The sequence below is a fragment of the Segeticoccus rhizosphaerae genome (genome assembly GCF_009192725.1).
Classification (GTDB): Bacteria; Actinomycetota; Actinomycetes; order Actinomycetales; family Dermatophilaceae; genus Segeticoccus; species Segeticoccus rhizosphaerae.
The window spans coordinates 1-3946 of sequence record NZ_VOHR01000335.1 but is presented as its reverse complement, the minus strand read 5'-3'; the positions used below and the strand labels follow the sequence as shown (position 1 = coordinate 3946).

Genomic DNA, 3946 nt, shown 5'->3' with positions numbered 1-3946 from the left:
ATCGGTCGTCGAGGTCGTCCGGGCGGCCGACCATCAGGTCGACGGCGGCGCCGTTGCCGAGTCCGTCCCGGGCGGCGCGGCCGCGGTCGACGCACCCGGCGAGCGCCACCGCTCCGCGCACGCCGGCACCCTCCGGCTGGCTCAGCAGCCAGACCGCGAGGTGCCCCCCGGCGGAGTGCCCCGCCAGGACGACCACCTCGGGCAGCTGCGGGTCGGCCCGGATCGCGCCGAGCGCACTGCGCACGTCCTCGAAGGTCCCGGGCCAGCCGCCCCCGGGCGACCCCGTGCGGCGGTACTCCGGCACCGCCACGTGGAACCCGTCGTTTGCGTAGGCCTGCGCCTGGCAGCCGGCGTGGGCGCGGTCGACCCGGTCCCGCCAGAACCCGCCGTGCAGGATGACCACGGTGGTGCCGCGCTCGCGTGCGGGCGGCAGGCGGACGTCATACAGGTGGTCGGGCCCCGTGCCGTAGCGGCCGGTGAGATCCGGCGGTGGGGCGACGCGCGTGAGGATCGGGTGCTCGGGCCCGGCCTCGGCGGGGACCGGTGCTGCCTCGTTGGTGACCATCGCCGTCGACGGTAGCGGGTCGGCTGATAGCGTCCGGAGCAGAACTACGACATCGAAGTCGTCGGAGATGGGAAGCGCTGCTCATGGCCACGCCAGTTCGTCCCGAGTCGGGACAGGGACCCGCACACGTCGTCGTCATCGGAGCCGGGATGGTGGGCTTGTCCACGGCCTGGTTCCTGCAGGAGCGCGGGGTCCGCGTGACGGTGCTCGACCGCAACGGGATTGCCGCCGGTTCCTCGTGGGGCAACGCGGGATGGGTCTCGCCGGGACTCGCGATCCCGCTGGCCGAGCCGTCGGTCATCAAGTACGGCGTCAAGGCGATGCTCGACCCTGACTCACCGCTCTACGTGCCGGTCAAGCCGGACCCCGAGCTGCTGTCGTTCCTGGTCGGCTTCGGCCGGCGCTGCACGATGGGGCAGTGGCGCAAGGCGATGGCCGCCTACGTGCCGGTCAACCGCCGCGCGATCGAGGGTTATGACCTGCTCGAGGCGGGGGGCGTCAAGGCCACGAGCCACGAGGCGCCGATCATGGCGGCGTTCCTGCGCGAGGAGGACGCGGCCGGGCTGCGGCACGAGGTCGAGCTGATCCGCGAGGCGGGGCTCGAGCTGGAGACCTCCGACGTCGACGGCGCCGCGCTGCGCTCCGAGCTGCCGATCGTCGCTCCGGAGGTCGAGACCGCGATCCGGATCGCTGGCCAGCGCTTCATCAACCCCGGCGAGTACGTCTCGGCCATCGCTGACGCCGTGCGCGACCGCGACGGCGACGTGCAGGTGGGCGTCAACGCCCGCACCCTGCGCCACGGCCCCGGCGGCATCACGATCGAGATGCACTCCGGCCCGCCGGTCAGGGCCGACGCCGTGGTCGTCGCCACGGGCGCGTGGCTGCCCGAGCTGGCCAGGGCGTATGGCGTCCGCACCAGGTTGCGTGCCGGCCGCGGCTACTCGTTCAGCGTCCCGGTCGACAACCCGCCGGTGCCCTGCCCGGTCTACTTCCCCTTCGAGCGGGTGGCCTGCACGCCGATCGGTGACCGGCTGCGGATCGGCGGCACGATGGAGTTCCGCGGCCCGGACGAGCCGATGCACATCGAGCGGGTCGAGGCGATCGTCAAGTCCGGTCGGCCGCTGCTGTCCGGCGTCGACTGGGACGACCGCAAGGACGTCTGGGTCGGGTCGCGCCCGGTCACGGTGGACGGGCTGCCTCTCGTCGGTGCCACGAAGGCGCCCGGCGTGTGGGTGGCCGGCGGCCACGGCATGTGGGGCGTCACGCTCGGCCCGATCACCGGCGAGCTGCTCGCCGAGCAGATGGTCACCGGCGTCGTGCCGGAGGCGCTGCGCCCCTTCGACCCCGTGCGCTGACGGCCCGGCTCCCGCCTCACGCAGCGTCCTGCGGTGTGGTGGCGGGGGCCGCCGGTTCGCAGGACGTCCCGGTCGGGCTTGGCGTGAGGTCCTGCGGTGTGGTCGTGGGGGCCGCCGGTTCGCAGGACGTCCCGGCATTTCCCCGCCGCCGAACCCACCACCCCGAGCGACGCCACAGCCCGGCGATAGAGTGCGAGCCATGACCAAGTGGGAGTACGCGACCGTGCCGCTGATCGTGCACGCGACCAAGCAGATCCTCGACCAGTGGGGCGAGGACGGTTGGGAGCTCGTGCAGGTCCTGACCGGCCCCGACAGCACCAACCTGGTGGCATACCTCAAGAGAGAGAAGGCCTGACCATGACCTCTGGTGTCGAGACGCGTCTGTCCGAGCTGGGCCTCACCGTGCCCGAGGTGACCGCGCCGGTGGCCGCCTACGTGCCGGCGCTGCGCGAGGGCAACCTGGTGCACACCTCGGGGCAGCTGCCCATGGTGTCGGGCGAGCTGGTGCAGGCGGGCAAGGTCGGCGACGGTCACGGCCTGGTGCCGGCCGACGACGCCAAGAAGCTCGCGCAGACCTGCGCGCTCAATGCCATTGCCGCGGTCAAGAGCGTCGTCGGAGACCTCGACAAGGTGACCCGAGTGGTCAAGGTCGTCGGCTTCGTCGCCAGCGACCCGACCTTCACCGGCCAGCCCGGAGTGATCAACGGCGCGAGCGAGCTGCTGGGCAAGGCCTTCGGCGACGCCGGCGCCCACGCACGCTCGGCCGTCGGTGTGGCTGTCCTGCCGCTGGACTCGCCCGTCGAGGTCGAGATCGTCGTCGCCGTCGAGGACTGAGCCATCGCCGAGGCCGGCGCCGGCTCGGTGCGCGACTTCCCGATGCCGGCCATACTCAGCGAGCGAGCCAGGGCCTGGATGGCCGAGCCCTGGACCGACGTGGCCGCGCCACGAGCTGCCGCGACGGTGATGCTGGTCCGTGACTCGGCCGACGGAGTCGAGGTCTTCATGCTGCGCCGGGTGGCGTCGATGAAGTTCGCGCCCCGGATGTGGGTGTTTCCCGGCGGCAGCGTCGACCCCAGGGACGCGGATCCCGAGCTGCCCTGGGCCGGACCGAGCCCCGCCGAGTGGGCGAGTGCCCTCGGCGCCCCCGACGAGGCGACCGCCCGCGAGCTCGTGATCGCTGCCGTCCGCGAGGTCTTCGAGGAGTGCGGTGTGCTGCTCGCCGGGCCCGGCGAGGACTCCGTGGTGGCCGACCTGCGCTCCGCCCCGAGCTGGACCCGCGACCGGGAGGCGTTGCTGTCGCACCAGCTGTCGTTCGCCCAGATGCTGATTGCCCGGGGCCTGGTGCTCCGCTCCGACCTCCTGGTCGCCCGCGGGCACTGGATCACCCCCGAGTTCGAGCCGCGCCGCTACGACACGCGCTTCTTTGCCGCGCGCGTGCCGGAGGGGCAGCTCCCCGACGACCTCACCACCGAGGCGGACCACGCCGACTGGACCGAGGCGATGACGCTGCTGCGGCACTACGCCGAGGGGGAGGCGCTGCTCCTGCCGCCCACCGTGGTCTGCTGCGAACAGGTGGCCGCTGCCCCGACCACGGCCGAGTTCCTTGCCGCACCAGTCACCGTCGCGCCGGTCATGCCCCGGCCGGTCGAGGTCGACGGCGTGGTGATGATGCGCAGCGAGTTGCCGGTATGACGGCCGCGTGGCACGGCGGTGACGTCACCACCCGGGCCACGTGTGTGCTGTGTCCCAACCCGGGCCCGATGACGCTCGACGGCACCAACACCTGGCTGCTCGCCGAGCCCGGCTCCGACAACTACGTGATCATCGACCCGGGCCCCCTCGACGAGGCCCACCTCGCACGGACGCTGGAGGTCGTGGCGGGGCGCGGTGGCCGGGTCGTGCAGACGCTGCTCACCCACTGGCACTGGGACCACGCCGAGTCGGCCGACCGGTTCGCCGAGCTGACGCGGGCGCCGGTGCGCGCCATCGGCGCCGGCCACGACGACCTGCGCGACGGCGACCGGGT

Annotated in this window: 6 protein-coding genes; 5 read left to right on the top strand and 1 reads right to left on the bottom strand. The window is 73.0% G+C overall.

Annotated elements, in window-relative coordinates:
- Positions 1-565 (bottom strand): alpha/beta hydrolase (locus FRW57_RS18515; RefSeq protein ID WP_152186708.1); only part of this gene is annotated, 565 nt, incomplete at its 3' end.
- An 83-nt stretch (positions 566-648) separates the two neighbouring features.
- Here FRW57_RS18515 and FRW57_RS18510 point away from each other — a divergent pair.
- The 5 genes from FRW57_RS18510 to FRW57_RS18490 form a co-directional block, all read left to right on the top strand.
- Entirely contained in the window at positions 649-1920 is a 1272-nt protein-coding gene (locus tag FRW57_RS18510; protein WP_152186707.1) for an NAD(P)/FAD-dependent oxidoreductase, read from the top strand.
- Between the two features lie 199 nt (positions 1921-2119).
- Entirely contained in the window at positions 2120-2275 is a 156-nt protein-coding gene (locus FRW57_RS18505) for a Sp36 family protein (protein WP_137120370.1), read from the top strand.
- A 2-nt stretch (positions 2276-2277) separates the two neighbouring features.
- Entirely contained in the window at positions 2278-2754 is a 477-nt protein-coding gene (locus FRW57_RS18500) for a RidA family protein (RefSeq protein WP_137120371.1), read from the top strand.
- A 78-nt stretch (positions 2755-2832) separates the two neighbouring features.
- Positions 2833-3612 carry an NUDIX hydrolase gene (locus tag FRW57_RS18495; protein ID WP_152186706.1) on the top strand — a complete coding sequence of 260 codons (780 nt, stop codon included), beginning with the start codon at positions 2833-2835 and terminating at the stop codon, positions 3610-3612.
- Positions 3609-3946 (top strand): MBL fold metallo-hydrolase (locus tag FRW57_RS18490; RefSeq protein WP_152186705.1); only part of this gene is annotated, 338 nt, incomplete at its 3' end. The genes FRW57_RS18495 and FRW57_RS18490, both read left to right, overlap by 4 nt.

Coding starts and splice junctions, on each gene's coding strand:
- FRW57_RS18510 (WP_152186707.1), top strand. CDS start 649: ATGGCCACGCCAGTTCGTCCCGAGTCGGGACAGGGACCCGCACACGTC.
- FRW57_RS18505 (WP_137120370.1), top strand. CDS start 2,120: ATGACCAAGTGGGAGTACGCGACCGTGCCGCTGATCGTGCACGCGACC.
- FRW57_RS18500 (WP_137120371.1), top strand. CDS start 2,278: ATGACCTCTGGTGTCGAGACGCGTCTGTCCGAGCTGGGCCTCACCGTG.
- FRW57_RS18495 (WP_152186706.1), top strand. CDS start 2,833: ATGGCCGAGCCCTGGACCGACGTGGCCGCGCCACGAGCTGCCGCGACG.